General features: G+C 72.8%; 13 protein-coding genes. 9 read left to right on the forward strand and 4 right to left on the reverse strand.

The window, feature by feature from the left end; genetic code table 11:
* Window positions 1-7: 7 nt before the first annotated feature.
* Window positions 8-670, reverse strand: a complete 663-nt coding sequence (locus ACZ31C_RS10115) for an adenosylcobinamide amidohydrolase (protein ID WP_465794914.1) — start codon at window positions 668-670, stop codon at window positions 8-10.
* Window positions 671-887: 217 nt separating this feature from the next.
* Between ACZ31C_RS10115 and ACZ31C_RS10120 the strand changes: the two genes are divergently transcribed.
* The 8 genes from ACZ31C_RS10120 (at window position 888) to ACZ31C_RS10155 (ending at window position 11,134) form a co-directional block, all read left to right on the forward strand.
* Window positions 888-1,565: a Crp/Fnr family transcriptional regulator gene (locus tag ACZ31C_RS10120; RefSeq protein ID WP_013736306.1), complete on the forward strand. Its 678-nt coding sequence runs from the start codon at window positions 888-890 to the stop codon at window positions 1,563-1,565.
* A 204-nt stretch (window positions 1,566-1,769) separates the two neighbouring features.
* Entirely contained in the window at window positions 1,770-2,405 is a 636-nt protein-coding gene (locus tag ACZ31C_RS10125; RefSeq protein ID WP_465794915.1) for a TetR/AcrR family transcriptional regulator, read from the forward strand.
* An 18-nt stretch (window positions 2,406-2,423) separates the two neighbouring features.
* Complete coding sequence (locus ACZ31C_RS10130) at window positions 2,424-3,233, forward strand: TIGR03084 family metal-binding protein (protein WP_465794916.1); 810 nt, start codon at window positions 2,424-2,426, stop codon at window positions 3,231-3,233.
* The gene (locus ACZ31C_RS10135) at window positions 3,230-5,008 is read left to right on the forward strand and encodes an acyclic terpene utilization AtuA family protein (protein WP_465794917.1); all 1,779 of its coding nucleotides are present in this window, start codon (window positions 3,230-3,232) and stop codon (window positions 5,006-5,008) included. The genes ACZ31C_RS10130 and ACZ31C_RS10135 overlap by 4 nt, the downstream gene beginning before the upstream one ends.
* On the forward strand, window positions 5,005-6,207 hold the full coding sequence (locus tag ACZ31C_RS10140) for an acyl-CoA dehydrogenase family protein (RefSeq protein WP_465794918.1): 1,203 nt from the start codon (window positions 5,005-5,007) through the stop codon (window positions 6,205-6,207). The genes ACZ31C_RS10135 and ACZ31C_RS10140 overlap by 4 nt, the downstream gene beginning before the upstream one ends.
* The gene (locus ACZ31C_RS10145) at window positions 6,204-7,805 is read left to right on the forward strand and encodes an acyl-CoA carboxylase subunit beta (RefSeq protein WP_396742224.1); all 1,602 of its coding nucleotides are present in this window, start codon (window positions 6,204-6,206) and stop codon (window positions 7,803-7,805) included. Before ACZ31C_RS10140 ends, ACZ31C_RS10145 begins: the two co-directional genes overlap by 4 nt.
* 147 nt (window positions 7,806-7,952) lie before the next feature.
* Window positions 7,953-9,959, forward strand: a complete 2,007-nt coding sequence (locus tag ACZ31C_RS10150) for an acetyl/propionyl/methylcrotonyl-CoA carboxylase subunit alpha (protein WP_465794919.1) — start codon at window positions 7,953-7,955, stop codon at window positions 9,957-9,959.
* Window positions 9,956-11,134, forward strand: a complete 1,179-nt coding sequence (locus ACZ31C_RS10155; RefSeq protein WP_465794920.1) for an acyl-CoA dehydrogenase family protein — start codon at window positions 9,956-9,958, stop codon at window positions 11,132-11,134. Before ACZ31C_RS10150 ends, ACZ31C_RS10155 begins: the two co-directional genes overlap by 4 nt.
* A 9-nt stretch (window positions 11,135-11,143) precedes the next feature.
* On the opposite strand, the gene ACZ31C_RS10160 is transcribed toward ACZ31C_RS10155, so the two are convergent.
* The 3 genes from ACZ31C_RS10160 to ACZ31C_RS10170 all read right to left on the reverse strand — a co-directional run bounded on the left by ACZ31C_RS10160 (window position 11,144) and on the right by ACZ31C_RS10170 (window position 15,127).
* Window positions 11,144-12,250 (reverse strand): hypothetical protein, encoded by a 1,107-nt coding sequence (locus tag ACZ31C_RS10160; protein ID WP_465794921.1) that lies wholly within the window; start codon window positions 12,248-12,250, stop codon window positions 11,144-11,146.
* Window positions 12,247-13,188 (reverse strand): transporter substrate-binding domain-containing protein, encoded by a 942-nt coding sequence (locus ACZ31C_RS10165; RefSeq protein WP_465794922.1) that lies wholly within the window; start codon window positions 13,186-13,188, stop codon window positions 12,247-12,249. Before ACZ31C_RS10165 ends, ACZ31C_RS10160 begins: the two co-directional genes overlap by 4 nt.
* A gap of 136 nt (window positions 13,189-13,324) precedes the next feature.
* Entirely contained in the window at window positions 13,325-15,127 is a 1,803-nt protein-coding gene (locus ACZ31C_RS10170) for an alpha/beta hydrolase (RefSeq protein ID WP_465794923.1), read from the reverse strand.
* 223 nt (window positions 15,128-15,350) lie between these two features.
* Between ACZ31C_RS10170 and ACZ31C_RS10175 the strand changes: the two genes are divergently transcribed.
* Complete coding sequence (locus ACZ31C_RS10175; RefSeq protein WP_465794924.1) at window positions 15,351-15,680, forward strand: hypothetical protein; 330 nt, start codon at window positions 15,351-15,353, stop codon at window positions 15,678-15,680.
* Window positions 15,681-15,682 lie beyond the last annotated feature (2 nt).

Raw genomic sequence — 15,682 nt, forward strand, 5'->3', positions numbered from 1 at the left:
GGAGGATTCAGCCTCGGAGCCGATCCGACCATGGGACGACGGTGTCGGTGCCGACCGCCGCGACCGCCGCGTGCACCGCGCGGGCCAGCGGGGCGCCCCAGGCCGAGCGCGGGCCGCCGTACGCGCTGACCGGCCCGTCCGGCGGGCAGAGCACGGTGACCGCGTCCGTCGGGGTGCCGGTGCCGGGCAGGCCGAGGTCCGCGATCGCCTGCGCCTTCGCCTCCGTCGCGGTGGCCACCGCGTTGACCAGGGCCGCGTCGCCGAGCCGGGCCGGCACGTACACCACGATGTTGACCGTGCCGACCCGCTGGGCCGGGGCCGCCACGTCGGGTGCCGCCGCGGGCACCGGGGTACCCAGGCCGACGGTGGCCCAGACCTGCACGCCGGTGTCGGTCCGGGCGACCACCTCGGTCACGTCGACGCCGGTCAGCAGGCCCACCCCGGGTCCGTCGAGGCCGAGCCGCCGGGCCATGCCGGCCAGGTGGTCGGCGGGGTCGTCCCGGTCGTACGACATCGGCACGGTCGCGTTCAGCACCCATCGCCGTACGCCGAGCCCGCCACCGAGCGGGCCGGTGCCGACCGCCCGCAACGGCCGCACGGCGCGCCACACGAGTAGCGGAATGTCCCTTCCGTCCTCGTGGCGGGTGGTCACCTGGGGCTCGCTCAGCACGCCGTGACCCTACGGCCGACGGCCCCGCCGGTCGTCGGCGGCCCGCGCGGGCGAGCGATGGTACCGGGCGACCGACACGGGAAGGTTACGCCCAACGATCAAGATTCCAGGGGTGCACCTCTGATTCCTGCTCACGTGCGCCTAGACTGGGCGGCGCGCGAGGGATCAGCGGACGGCGACCCGGCCGACAGACGGCACGCGCAACCGGAGGTGCGCGATGGACGAGGTACTGGCCCGCAGCGGGATCTTCCAGGGAGTCGACCCGGAGGCTGCCGAGGCGCTCGCCAAGGAGATGGAGACGATCGAGGTCCGCAAGGGCGAGGTCGTGTTCAACGAGGGCGAGCCCGGCGACAGTCTCTACATCCTGCTGTCCGGCAAGATCAAGGTCGGTCGACGGGCCGCGGACGGCCGGCAGAACCTGATCGCGGTGATGGGCCCGTCGGACATGGTGGGCGAGCTGTCGCTGTTCGACCCGGGTCCGCGTACGGCCACCGCCACCGCGGTGACCGACAGCCGCCTGGCCCGGCTGCGCAAGCAGGCGCTGCGGCCGTGGCTGAACAACCGGCCGGAGATCGCCGAGCAGCTGCTGCGCGTACTCGCCCGCCGACTGCGCCGGACCAACGACGCCCTGGCCGACCTGATCTTCACCGACGTCCCCGGCCGGGTCGCCAAGAACCTGCTCCAGATGGCCGGCCGCTTCGGCACCCGGGACGGCGGCGTGCTGCGCGTGACGCACGACCTGACCCAGGAGGAGATCGCCCAGCTCGTCGGCGCCTCCCGCGAGACGGTCAACAAGGCGTTGGCCGACTTCGCCTCGCGGGGCTGGCTCCGGCTGGACGGCAAGAGCATCATCATTCTCGATCCGGAGCGCCTGGCCCGTCGCGCGCGGGTCTGACCACCCTCTTTCCTCCACCGCCCGGTCGCCCACTCGCGACCGGGCGGTGTCGTGTCCGGGCAGCCGCGTTCAGGCGGGGTCGCGGCCGGGCGGTTTTCGTGTCCGGGTTCGCCACCGTCGCCGGTGACCGTGACGGGCGGCGCACCGCTCGGCCGCAAAAAAGTCAGTCTTGACTGTTTGTTTTTCGGGCGGCAGGCTGTGTCCGTGCCTCCCGCATCGACCCGCGTCCCTCAACAGCAGCGCAGCCGCGCCACCCAGGCCCGGCTGCTGGAGGCGACCGTCGAGTGCCTGGTCGAGCACGGCTGGTCCGGCACCACGACCACGGTGGTGGCGGCCCGGGCCGGAGTCTCCCGAGGCGCCCAGCTGCACCACTACCCGACCCGGACCGCCCTGGTCACCGCCGCCGTGACACACCTGACCGAACGCCGGGCGGCGGAGTTGCGGGCCGAGGCGGAGGCACTGCCGGCCGGCCCCCGCCGGCTGGACCGGGTGGTCGACCTGCTCGCCGCCGCCTTCACCGGACCGCTCTTCGTGGCCGCCCTCGAACTCTGGGTGGCCGCCCGCACCGACGCCGAACTGCGGGCCGCGTTGCTGCCGTTGGAGACCCGGGTCGGGCGGGAGATGCACCGCCTGACCGTCGAGCTGCTCGGCGTGGACGAGCGACGGCCAGGCGTACGCGAGGCGGTGCAGGCCACCCTCGACCTGCTCCGAGGACTCGGCGTGGCCAACCTGCTCAGTGACGACTCGGCCCGCCGGGCCGCCCTCCTGCACGCCTGGAAACGCCAGTTCACCGCACTGCTCACCCCCGCCGACACCCGGCCGGAAGGCGAGCGGGACTGATCCCCCACCGGAGGCACCGTGGTCGACCTGGCCGTCCTGCTCACCGACCTGGCCGCCGAGTCCGCGCAGCTCGACGCGCTCGTCGCGCCCCTGCCCGAGGCGGAGTGGGAGCGGCCCACCCCGGCGGCGGGCTGGACGGTCGCCCACCAGATCGCCCACCTGGCCTGGACCGACCACGTGTCCCACCTGGCCGCGACCGACCCGGACGCGTTCCACGCCTCGATCGCCGCCGCCCCGGACCCGGCCCGTCTGGTCGACGCGGGCGCGGAGGCGTTCCTCGCCCCGTCGGAGGTGCTGCTGAGCCGCTGGCGGGTCGGCCGCAGCACGCTCGCGGCGTCGCTCGCCGCCGCTCCGACCGGACAGCGACTGCCCTGGTACGGCACCCGCATGTCGCCTGCCTCGATGGCCACCGCGCGGATCATGGAGACCTGGGCGCACGGCGAGGACGTGGCCGACGCGCTGGGCGTGTCCCGGCCGGCCACCGCCCGGCTGCGGCACATCGCACACCTGGGCTCCCGTACCGTCGGGCACAGCTTCGCCGCACACGGCCGGACGGTGCCGACGGCGCCGGTCCGGGTCGAGCTGCGGGCGCCGGCCGGTGACACCTGGGCCTTCGGCCCACCCGACGCGACCGACCGGGTCACCGGCCCGGCGCGCGACTTCTGCCTGCTGGTGACCCGGCGGCGACACCGCGCCGACACCGCCCTGGTCGCCGACGGGCCGGTGGCCGACGCGTGGCTCGACGTGGCGCAGGCGTTCGCCGGACCCCCCGGTCCCGCCCCCGCGCCCCGGTCACCGGGCGGCGACCCTGCCGGAGCCACCGCGTGAGCGCGTCCGGCCGGCCGGCCGGCACCGACGTGCTGCGGGTCGGCAATGCGTCCGGCTTCTACGGCGACCGGTTCTCCGCCTGGCAGGAGATGCTCGACGGCGGCGAGCTGGACGTGCTGACCGGCGACTACCTGGCCGAGTTGACCATGCTGATCCTCGGTCGGGACCGGATGCGCGACCCCGACCTGGGGTACGCGAGGACGTTCCTGCGACAGCTCGAAGGATGCCTCGGCACCGCCTTGGACCGTCGGGTCACGCTGGTCACCAACGCCGGCGGACTCCACCCGGCGGGGCTGGCCGCCGCGATCCGCACCCTCGCCGACCGGCTCGGGCTGCCCGTGCGGGTCGGGTACGTCGAAGGCGACGCCCTGGCCCGCCCGGACGCGCTCACCGCGAACGCGTACCTCGGGGCGTTCGGTATCGCCGCCTGCCTCGACGCCGGGGCGGACGTGGTGGTGACCGGCCGGGTCACCGACGCGTCCCTGGTGGTCGGCCCGGCCGTGGCCCACTTCGGCTGGACGCACGACGACCTGGACGCGCTGGCCGGCGCCACCGTGGCCGGGCACCTGATCGAGTGCGGGGCACAGGTCACCGGCGGCAACTACAGCTTCTTCACCGAGCTGCCCGACGGCGGCCACCGGCCCGGCTTCCCCGTCGCCGAGCTGCGTCGCGACGGCTCGTCGGTGCTGACCAAGCACCCCGGCACCGGCGGCGCGGTCACCGTCGAGACGGTCACCGCGCAACTGCTCTATGAGGTCGGTGCGCCCGCGTACCTCGGGCCGGACGTGGTGACCCGGCTGGACACGGTCGAGCTGAGCCCGGACGGGCCGGACCGGGTACGCGTCTGCGGTGTCCGGGGCACGCCACCGCCGGAGACGCTCAAGGTGGGCGTCAACAACCTCGGCGGGTTCCGCAACTCGATGACGTTCGTGCTCTGCGGGCTGGACATCGAGGCGAAGGCGGCCCTGGTCCGGGCACAACTGGAGGCGGCGGTCGGCACCGACGGGCTGGAGTTCCAGTTGGCCCGTACCGACCACCCGGACGCGACCGACACCGAGGTGGCGAGCGCGCTGCTGCACGTACACCTGCGGGACGGTGACCGGACGCGGGCCGGACGGGCCTTCTCGGCGGCGGCGGTGGAGTTGGCGCTGGCCTCCTACCCCGGCTGCACGCTGACCACGCTGCCCGGCGACGCCACCCCGTACGGCGTCTTCACCACCGACACCGTTCCGCAGGACGCGGTCACCCACGTCGCCGTACTGCCCGACGGCACCCGCCGCACCATCCCCCCACCCCCGGTGCGGTGTAAGGAGGGGTCCCTTCCTATACACCAGGCGATAGCAGGGGACCCTTCCTTACCTCCGGCGGCCGGCGCGGGGACGCGGCGGGGGCCGCTCGGGGAGCTGGTCGGGGCGCGCTCGGGCGACAAGGGCGGCGACGCGAACCTCGGCGTCTGGGCGCGTACCGACGCGACCTGGGCGTGGCTGCGCGGCTGGCTGACCGTGGCCCGGATGGCCGAGCTGCTGCCGGAGACCGCCCCGCTGACCGTGCGGCGGTACGAGCTGCCGAACCTGCGCGCGGTCAACTTCGTGGTCGAGGGACTGCTCGGGCCCGGGGTGGCCGGATCGACCCGGTTCGACCCGCAGGCCAAGGCGCTCGGCGAGCTGCTCCGCGCCCGGGTGGTCGACCTGCCGGCGGAGCTGCCCACCGGGCCGCAATCAGCCGGCGCAGAGTTGCCCGCCGGGCCGGCGGCGGCCGGGGGGCCGCAGGCATGACCATCGTGGACACGCCGGAGCGGCGTCAGTTGCGCGAGCTGACCCGGGCCTTCGTGACCCGGGAGGTGCTGCCGCACCTGGCCGACTGGGAGAAGGCCGGTGAGGTGCCGCGCGCGCTGCACGTCAGCGCCGCGCGGACCGGGCTGCTCGGCGTCGGGTTCCCCGAGTCGGTCGGCGGCAGCGGCGGCGACCTGCTCGACTCGATCGTCGTCACCGAGGAGGTGATCCGCTCCGGCGGATCGTCGGGGCTGGTCGCGGCCCTGTTCACGCACGGCATCGCGCTGCCGCACATGGTCGCCGCGGCCGGCGGCCGGCTGGGCGGCACGCTCCCGGGCGCGGCCGGCCCGCCGGTGCAGCGCCCGCCGGTCGATGACGACCTGGTCGACCGGTACGTCCGGCCGACGCTCGCCGGTACGACGATCGGTGCGCTCGCCGTCACCGAGCCGGAGACCGGCTCCGACGTCGCCGGGATCCGCACCCATGCCCGCCGGGACGGCGAGTACTACGTGGTCAACGGTGCGAAGACGTACATCACCAGTGGTGTCCGGGCGGACTTCGTGACCACGGCGGTGCGGACCGGCCCACCGGGCGGCGGCGAGTTGAGCCTGCTGGTGATCGAGAAGGGCACGCCCGGGTTCACCGTCGGGCGACGGCTGGAGAAGCTCGGCTGGCACTGCTCGGACACCGCCGAACTCTCTTTCGTCGACGTACGCGTTCCGGTGGCGAACCGGATCGGCGAGGAGGGCACCGCCTTTCTCGCGATCATGCAGCACTTCGCCGCCGAGCGGCTCTCCCTGGCCACCCAGGCGTACGCGATCGCGCAGCGCTGCGTCGAGCTGTCCGTGCGCTGGTGCCGGGACCGGTCCACGTTCGGTCGTCCGTTGGTCGGACGGCAGGTGGTCCGGCACCGGCTGGCCGAGATGCACACCCGCGCCGAGGCTGCCCGGGCGTACGTGCACCAGGTGGCCGCCCGGGTCGTCGCCGGGGAGCCGGTGGTGACCGAGGTGGCGATGGCCAAGAACGTGGCCGTGGCGGCGAGCGACTGGGTGGTCGACCAGGCCCTGCAACTGCACGGCGGCTTCGGCTACCTGCGCGACGCCGAGGTGGAGCGGCACTACCGGGACGCCCGGATCCTCGGCATCGGCGGCGGCACCACCGAGATCATGAACGAGATCGTCGCGAAGGGCATCGGCCTATGACCACGTTGCAGAGCACGGTCGACCTCACCTCGCCGACCCACCGGGCCAACCGGGAGGCGTTGCGGGACCGGATCGCCGAGCTGGACGCCGCGCTCGACCAGGCACGGGCCGGCGGTGGCGAGAAGTACGTGACCCGGCACCACGCACGCGGGAAGCTGCTGCCGCGCGAGCGCATCGAGCTGCTGCTGGACCGCGACAGCCCGTTCCTGGAACTGTCCCCGGTGGCCGCGTACGGCACGGACTTCCCGGTCGGGGCCAGCGTGGTGACCGGCATCGGGGTGGTCGAGGGCGTCGAGTGCCTGATCGTGGCGAACGACCCGACGGTACGCGGGGGCGCGGTGAACCCGTGGTCGCTGGCGAAGACCCGGCGGGCCGGGGAGATCGCGCTGGCCAACCGGCTGCCGATGGTGAACCTGGTCGAGTCGGCCGGCGCGGACCTGCCCACCCAGGCGGAGATCTTCATTCCGGGAGGGCGGGTGTTCCGTGACCTGACCCGGCTCTCGGCCGAGAAGATCCCCACGGTCAGCGTGGTCTTCGGCAACGCCACCGCCGGTGGTGCGTACGTGCCCGGGATGTCGGACTTCACCATCATGATCCGGGAGCGCTCGCAGGTCTATCTGGCCGGGCCGCCGCTGGTGAAGATGGCCACCGGCGAGGACGCCGACGACGAGTCGCTGGGCGGTGCGGCGATGCACGCGACCCGCAGCGGTCTGGCCGACTTCCTCGCCGCCGACGAGCGGGACGGCATCCGGCTGGCCCGACAGTGCGTCCGCAGGTTGAACTGGCGTAAACAGGGGCCGGGTCCGCGTACGCCGCACCCGCGCCCGCCCCGGCACGACCCGGAGGAGTTGCTCGGCATCGTCAGCGCCGATCTCAAGGTGCCGTTCGATCCGCGCGAGGTGCTCGCCCGACTGCTCGACGGCAGCGAGTTCGACGAGTTCAAGCCGGCGTACGGCACCGCCCTGGTCACCGGGTGGGGTGAACTGCACGGGTACCCGGTCGGCGTACTGGCGAACGCCCGGGGGGTGCTGTTCAGCGAGGAGGCGCAGAAGGCGACGCAGTTCATCCAGCTCGCCAACGCCGCCGACACTCCGCTGATCTTCCTGCAGAACACCACCGGATACATGGTCGGCACCGAGTACGAGCAGCGCGGCATCATCAAGCACGGCGCTCTGATGATCAACGCGGTGTCGAACTCGACGGTGCCGCACCTGACGGTCAACCTGGGTGCCTCGTACGGGGCCGGGAACTACGGCATGTGCGGCCGGGCGTACGAGCCGAGGTTCCTGTTCACCTGGCCGAACGCGCGCTCCGCGGTGATGGGTCCGGCCCAGTTGGCCGGGGTGCTCTCCATCGTGGCCCGGCAGGCCGCCGCCGCCCGGGGCCACGAGTTCGACGAGGACTCCGACGCCGCCATGCGGATGATGGTCGAGCAGCAGATCGAGTCCCAGTCCGGCGCGCTGTTCCTCTCCGGACGGCTCTACGACGACGGGGTGATCGATCCCCGGGACACCCGTACCGTCCTCGGGCTCTGCCTGTCGGCAGTGCACAACGCACCGGTACGCGGTGCCGCCGGCTTCGGCGTCTTCCGGATGTAGACCCGTGAGCGCGAGGAACGCAGCGAAGCGGAGTCCCGCAGTCGCGAACAAAAGACAGCACCGTGAGCGCGAGGAACGCAGCGAAGCGGAGTCCCGCAGTCGCGAACGAAAGGCCGGCCCGATGAGCGCGAGAAAGGCTCTGCTGCCATGATCACCAGGCTTCTGGTCGCCAACCGGGGCGAGATCGCCCGCCGGATCATCGCCACCTGTCGGGTGCTCGGCATCGAGACGGTCGCGGTGCACTCCGACGCGGACGCCGACGCGCCCTTCGTCACCGAGGCCGACCGGGCGGTACGCCTGCCAGGGAACACGCCCGCCGAGACGTACCTGCGGATCGACCTGATCCTGGCAGCGGCCCGCCGGTCCGGCGCGGACGCCGTGCACCCGGGCTACGGCTTCCTCGCCGAGAACGCCGACGTCGCGGCGGCGGTGACCGACGCCGGGCTGACCTGGGTCGGTCCTTCGGCGAAGGCGATCGCGGCGATGGGTGACAAGCTCGCCGCCAAGGCGCTGCTCGCCGAGGCGGGCGTGCCGATGCTGCCCACCTGGACCGATCCGGGCCAGGTCACCGACTTCCCGGTGCTGGTGAAGGCGTCCGCCGGTGGTGGCGGGCGCGGCATGCGGATCGTCCGGGACGCCGACGGTCTCGCCGAGGCGGTGGCGAGCGCGGGCCGCGAGGCCGCGTCGGCGTTCGGCGATGGCACCGTCTTCATCGAGCGGTACGTCGAGCGGGGCCGCCACGTCGAGGTGCAGATCGTCGGCGACCGGCACGGCAGCGTGCTGGCGCTCGGCGAACGGGACTGTTCGATCCAGCGCCGGCATCAGAAGATCGTCGAGGAGGCTCCGGCGGTGCTCGCCCCGGAGCTGCGGGAACGGCTGCACGCGGCGGCGGTGTCCGCCGGCCGGGCCGTCGACTACGTCGGCGCGGGCACGGTGGAGTTCCTGCTCGCCCCGGACGGCGACTTCCACTTCCTGGAGATGAACACCCGTCTCCAGGTGGAGCATCCGGTGACCGAGGCGGTCACCGGGCTGGACCTGGTCCGGCTCCAACTGCTGGTCGCCGAGGGCGAGCCGCTGCCGCTGACGGTGACGCCGCCGGTCGAGGGTCACGCGATCGAGGTGCGGCTCTGCGCCGAGGACCCGGCCCAGGACTTCCTGCCCGCCACCGGCACCCTGCACCGGTTCGCGGTCCCCGGGGTGGTCGGTGAGTTCGCGCCGACCCGGGGCCTGCGGCTCGACTCCGGGGTGCGGGACGGCTCGGCGGTGCAGGTGCACTACGACTCGATGCTGGCCAAGCTGGTCGCCTGGGCGCCCACCCGGGCCGAGGCCGCCCGTACGCTGGCCGCCGCGCTGGCCCGCGCCGAGCTGCACGGCGTGACCACCAACCGGGACCTGCTGGTCCGGGTGCTGCGCAGCCGGGAGTTCGGCGTGCTGGAGGTCGACACCGGGTTCCTGGAACGCCATCCCCAGGTCTTCGCCCCACTGCTGCCGCCCGGCGAGGTGCCGCTGGTCGCGCTCGCCGCCGCGCTGGCCTCGGCGGCGGCCCGGCGTGCTGCCGCGCCAGTGCTGGCCGGGCTGCCCTCCGGGTGGCGCAACGTGCCCGCCTTCCCGCAGGTCGCCCAGTTCACCGGCCCGGACGGGGAGGTCGAGGTGCGCTACCGGCTGAACCGCGACGGCTGTCTCGCCGAGTGGTCGGCAACGTCGGAGACCGGGACGCCCAAGACCGGGACGCCGGAGGACGGGGCACCGGCGGTCACCCTGGTCGAGGCGAGCCCGGAGCGGGTGGTGCTCGACGTTGACGGGGTGCGCCGGGCGTACCGGGTGCATCTGGTCGGTGCGGCGGTCTTCGTGGACGGCCCGGACGGGACGGCGAACCTGACCACGCTGCCGCGCTTCCCGGCGCCCGGTGCGGAGCTGGCCGCCGGGTCGCTGCTCGCCCCGCTGCCCGGGGCGGTGGCCCGGGTGCACGTGGAGGTCGGCCGGCGGGTGGCCGCCGGTGACCTGCTGCTGACCCTGGAAGCGATGAAGTTGGAACACCCCGTGCTCGCCCCGACCGACGGCGTGGTCACCGAGCTGCCGGTAGCGGCCGGCGGCCAGGTCGACACGGGCGCGGTGCTGGCCGTGGTCACCCCCATCGAGGAGGCATCGTCATGAACGTCGACCTGAGCCCGGAGCAGGAGCAGCTCCGCGACGCGGTCCGGTCGCTGGGCCGGCGGTACGGCCACCGCTACTTCGTGGAAAAGGCCAAGGCCGGCGAGCACACCACCGAGCTGTGGCACGAGGCCGGCCGGCTCGGCTACCTCGGCGTCAACATCCCCACCGAGTACGGCGGCGGGGGCGGCGGCATCACCGACCTGGCCATCGTCTGCGAGGAGTTGGCCGCTGCCGGTTGCCCGTTGCTGCTGCTGGTGGTCTCCCCCGCCATCGCGGCCACCGTCATCGCCCGGCACGGCACCGAGGACCAGCGCAAACGCCACCTGCCCGGCCTGGCCGACGGCTCCCAGAAGATCGTCTTCGCGATCACCGAGCCGGAGGCCGGGTCGAACTTCCACCGCCTCGGCACCGTCGCCCGTCGCGACGGCGACGACTGGGTCCTCTCCGGTCGCAAGTGCTATATCTCCGGTGTCGACGAGGCCGGGCACGTCCTCGTGGTGGCCCGGGCCGGGGATGAGAACGCCACGGACGGCGCGGGGCAGCGGCTGAAGCCGGCCCTGTTCATCGTGCCGACCGACGCGCCCGGGTTGACCTGGTCCAAGCTGGACATGGAGATCCTCTCCCCGGAGAACCAGTTCCTGCTCTATCTGGACGAGGTCCGGCTGCCCGCCGACGCGCTGGTCGGTGAGTCGCTCGACGCCGGGCTGCCGGCGTTGTTCTCCGGGCTCAACCCGGAACGCATCACCGTCGCCGCGATGGGCGCCGGCACCGGCCGGTACGCCATCGAGCGCGCCTCGGAGTACACCGCCACCCGCAAGGTCTGGGGCGGACGCACCATCGGCACGCACCAGGGCGTGTCCCATCCTCTGGCACACGCGGCCGTCCAGGTGGAGCTGGCCCGGTTGATGATCCAGAAGGCGGCGGCGCTCTACGACGCGGGCCGCGACCTGGAGGCCGGGATCTCCGCCAACATGGCCAAGTACGCCTCGGGCGAGGCCGCCGCGCTCGCGGTCGACACCGCCGTGCAGGCGCTCGGCGGTGCCGGCATGACCACCGAGTACGGCGTGGCCACGCTGCTCGGGGCGGTACGGGCCGGTCGCATCGCCCCGGTCAGTCGCGAGATGATCCTGAACTTCGTCGCCCAACACGTGCTCGGCCAGGACAAGTCCTACTGAGCCGGGGGTTCACCGGCAGGCGGCGTCCACCCGGTGCACCGGGCGTACCCGCCTGCCCAGCCCCTCCAGCAGCGAGTCCTCGACGTGGAAGTCGTGGATCCACAGACGGTAGCGGGGCAGCTCCTCCTCGGAGGGGCAGAGCACCTGTTCGCGTACGAAGTCGACGGGTACGTACCGGACGCCGCCCCGCTCCTGGAGGATCACGGTGTGCACGTCGTCGGTGGTCACCACGTGTCCCCGGATCTCCTCGGTGGCCTCGGCGGTGGCCCCGACGGTGGTCACGGTGAGCGGCAGCACCGGTGCGCTGATCACGGGCAGCGCCGCCCAGACCAGCACCACCAGCACGGCGGCCTGACTCAATGGGGCGAAGGCCCGCAGCACCACCCGGGGCAGCGGCCCGGCGACGAAGAGCGCCAGCAGCGGCGGCACCACCAGCAGCGCGATCGGCAGCGGTTCGGCCTGCCGCCACGCGTCGCGCATCGTGGGGACGAGCAGCCACAGGTAGCCCGCGTACCCCGCCGTGATCATCAGGACGCGGACCACCGGACGCTCGTGCAGCCGGACCGGCGTGAGCCCGAACGCCGCCGCCAGGGTCGGCAACAGCAGCGGAAGGTACAGCAGCGGCCAGGTGACCAGGGCCATCAGGAAGCTCGCCGCGATGAACCAGCTCGGTGTGACGTCCATCCAGCGGGCGAAGAGCGAGCGGCGGGCGGTGGCCTCCCGGCTGGCCGCGAGCACCCCGCCGAGCGCGAACACCGCGACCAGCGCGGTGCAGAGCAGGCGGGCCGCCGTGGTGAGGAAGCCGGCCAGCATGTTGACCGGTCCCACGTTGGCCACCAGCAGCAGCGTGGTCTGCAACTCGCCGCCGGCCTCGACGCCGAGCCGGAGCACCGAGAAGATCGCCGGTACGCCGACCACCACCGTCCAGAACGACTGGCTGGCGCGGGCCCGGCGCTCGGTCCGGTCCGCGTCGACATCGACGTCGACGTCCAGGCGCCCACTCGACCTGGCGGGACCGTCCACCGGCAGATCCGCCGGGACGGAGGGCGCCACCTGGTACGGCACCGGCCGGTCGGCGTCCGGGGCGTTGCCGGTGGTCGCCGCCGGCGTGCTCATCGCCCCGGCACCTTGTCGTCGAAGTCGACCAGCCGGGGCACGTCGAGCGGTTGTGGTTGCCGCTTCTCCGTCCGCAGCCACGGACCCAGCGTCCGGTTGTACGCGACCTGCCACGGACTGATCTCCCCGTTGCGTCCCTGCCGGTAGCTCTTGTCGAGGAAGTACGCCACCAGGTCACGGAGCGCGGGGTCGCCGATGGGCACGCCGATGCCGAGCAGTTCGCTGGTGCCAAAGGGCATGTCCACGATCTCGAACTCGGTCGGGTACCGGGCCACGAAGCCGGCGAGGATCGTCTCGTCCGAGCTGACGGCGTCGTACCGGCCGTCCAGGATGCCCTCGACGCAGTCGCCGACGTCCTTCACCACCGCCGCGCGCACCTGGTGCTGTTCCAGCTCCGCCTCGGTGGTGGAGCCACCGCTGGTGCAGATCTGGAACTTCGGGTTCCGCAGGTCCTCAATGGTCCGGATGGTGTCCCGGTGCCGGCTCGGGACCAGCACCTCCTGCGTGGTCACCAGGTATGGCCCGGCGAAGCTGACCTCCTTCTTGCGCTCCTCGGTGATGGAGAAGCTGGACACCACCAGGTCGACCATGCCGCCCTGGAGGGCGGGGATGCGGTCCTCGGTGGAGACCGACACGAACTCGATCCGCTGGTCGCCCTCGAAGCCGAGCGAAGCGGCGACGTAGCGGGCGATCTCGACGTCGAAGCCGACGTGCCCACCGTCGCGTACGTCGCCCATCAGCGGCTCGTTGGTCGCCACTCCGATCCGCAGGACGTTCTGTTCCCAGATGTGGGACTCGCGGAGCTTCTCCTGCACCGAGGGCAGTTCCGGCTCCTGCTGACTGTCACAGCCGGCCGCCGCGCCCAGGAACAGCGTCAGGGCGACCGCGAGGGTGGTGGCCACCGAGCGGAAGCGGGTGGTGGAGAACCGACTGACCATGGATCACCTCGCTACCTTCCGAAGTTGTCATGACACCGAAAGTAGCGAGCGCCTGCCAGTCGACACCGCCGTGAAACGCACCGGGGTGCGGCGGGCATCCGACTGCCCGCCGCACCCCGGAGGGTGTGTCGCGACCTCAGCGCGCCATCAGCGCGCCGATCCCCGGCATCGGCACGACCACCGGCGGGAGCTGCTTGGGCGCACCGCGGCGCGGCGCACCCTTGGCCGCCAGGTCCTCCTTGGAGGTGTCGACCCGGACGGCTGCCGCCGACTCCGGCAGTTCCTCGAACGGCTGGATGTCGCCGTGGCAGACGGTGCCCTTCTTCGGCAGCGTCAACCGCAGCAGGTACGCGTCGATGGCGCCGGTCGCGCAGGCCGACGTGCCGTACGCGGTGTGGCCCCAGTTGTCGCTGGACAGCAGTCGGCTGTTCGGCAGCAGCGTGGCGGAGGCGACGGCACCGCGGTAGTTGGTCGCCGGGTCCCAGTAGTTGCCGACGACCAGGACCGGGTTGACGGTCCGCCGGTCGAACGGGCCGGTGAAGCGGTCCTCGTCCCGCACCGTCCAGGTGTCCCGGGCACAGGGTGCGGTGACCCAGGTCCAGTACCGGCCGAAGTACGGATCGCGCTTGTCGGCCTTCGCGGCCCGGGCCGCCCAGGAGGCGGCGTCCTTCGGGTGGTTCGCGTCGGTGCAGTCCACCCCGAGGAAGGTTTCCAGCCCGTTCTCGTACGGGAAGTCGTAGGCGCGGACTTCCTCCCGCGCCCTCTCGGCCCGCTGGAGCAGCGAGGTGCGTGCCTGCGTACGGGCCGCGCCGGCCGCCGACGGGTCGGTTAGGACCAGCAGCTCCTCGGTGAGGTAGGCGACGTCCATGTAGCCGTACGGGCCGTACAGGGAGCCCGCGATGATGGCGACGAAGTCGGCGTAGGTGAAGGTGTACTCGCCCAGGTCCGGGTCCTCCAGCACCAGCGGCTTGGCCTTGAGTCGCTTCGCCACCAGCTCGAACAGGGCGGCCGGGTCACCGGAGGCCAACGGGCAGGCGTCCACCCCGGCGGTCTTGCAACGCTTGAGGATCTCGCGAAGCGCCAGGTACGCGCCCTGCGCGCTGCGCATCCGGTCCTCCTGGCCCAGGTTGCCGGCGGCACCGGCACCCAGCCACGCGGTCGGGTCCAGCACGCCGTCGATCGCCACGGCGCGCACCCGGTCGGGGAACATGTTCGCGTAGTACTGCCCGAGCACGCTGCCGTAGCTGAAGCCCACGTAGGACAGCAACTTGTCGCCGACCGCCCGCCGCAGCACGTCCATGTCGCGGGCGACCTCAGCGGTCGACATCGCGCCGCTGAGCGGCTTGCCGGTGGTCGAACAGCCCTTGCCGATCCGGATGGCAGCGGCGACGTACGCCTTCTCCTCGGCCTTGGTGTACGGGAAGGCGACGTTCGCCCCCTCGTACGCCCGGGTCTGCTCCTTGACCGACCGGAAGCACCGGAGCTGCTCGCCGGCGCCCACGCCACGCGGGTCGACGCCGACGATGTCGAACCGGTCAAGCACCTCGTCACCGAAGACGTACGGCGCGGCGAGGGCGAAGCTGGTGCTCGAACCGCCCGGGCCGCCCGGGTTCACGAAGAGGCTGCCGATCTTGCGCTTCTGGTCCCGTGCCTTGACCCGCAGCACCGCGATCTCGGTCGTCTCGCCCTTCGGCTGGTCGTAGTCCAGCGGCAGGTCGACGGTGGCGCACTCGGCGTAGTCATAGCACTTGTACCAGTCCAGCTTGGGCGTGGGCACGCGGTCGACCCGCAGCCGCTCCAGCGGACTGGTGCGGTGGGAGACCGTGGCGATGCCCCCGCCGATCGTGGTGGGTGCGGCGCTGGCGGGTACGACCGCCGCTCCGGCGAGGAGCGCGCCGACGAGCCCTGCGGCGGCGAGGTTCCGGATTGGTCGTGGCATGTGGACGCCTTCCGGTGGGATACGGGACGCGTCGAGTCGGACTCGACCCCCGCCACTCTAGAGACGTCGGGCGATGAATGCGGTCCGATGAACAGCAACATGTCCGACAATGCAGGCGTCAAGGTCATGATTCCCGCATCGCGTAGGCTGGAGTTATCAGGTGTTACGCAGGTGCTCGACCGGCTGCTGTTGACAGATCGGCAATCTCCGACATTCTGGACGCGTGAGACGCCTCCCCGGACCTGACGCGCGCACCGTGGCAGTGGTCGCCGCACTCGGATCACTGTGGCTGCTGGTGGCACTGGCCGTCGAGCCCCGGCAGGATCTGCTGGGGGTCGCGATGGCCCTGGGCTGCGTCCTGCTCGCCATCGTCACCGGGGTGGCGGTCACCGCCGCCCGGCAGGCCCGTCCGGCCGAGCCGCCGCCGCCGACCCCACCGGTCCATCCGATGGCCCAGGCGCCCGGCATCGACGCGGACACCCTGGAGACGTTGGGCGACCGGGAGGCCGTCCGGGCGATGCGCGACCGCTACCGCCGCGACGCGAGCCACTGACC

This window comes from Micromonospora sp. NPDC023869, from assembly GCF_055559695.1.